General features: G+C 34.7%; 1 protein-coding gene. It reads left to right on the top strand.

Annotated elements, in window-relative coordinates; genetic code table 11:
- Nucleotides 1-95, top strand: a 95-nt coding sequence (locus V7149_RS24320) for a hypothetical protein (RefSeq protein ID WP_335348148.1), incomplete at its 5' end; no start/stop codon positions are given.
- Between the last annotated feature and the right edge of the window lie 144 nt (nucleotides 96-239).

Below are 239 nucleotides of genomic sequence, written 5' to 3'. Positions count from 1 at the left end.
GTGTAACAAAAACAATTGTTCGCGGAAACGTCGTTTTCGATTTAGAAAAAGGGATTGTAGGAGCTCCTGTAGGTAAGCTTATTTCTGCTAAATAATTAATCCAAGGGATCAATAAAAAATTTTTACCCTTGCTGAAAAATCGGCAAGGGTAATGGGAAAAATGGGGGAAAGAAACATGGTTAAATACGATTTAATTATTAAAAACGGGACAATCGTTACTGCAGATTCAATTGTTCAAG

The organism is Bacillus sp. JJ1503 (genome assembly GCF_036965125.1).
GTDB lineage: Bacteria > Bacillota > Bacilli > Bacillales > Cytobacillaceae > Cytobacillus.
Note: the sequence above shows the minus strand (reverse complement) of the source record. Positions and strands in the feature narration are given on the sequence as shown.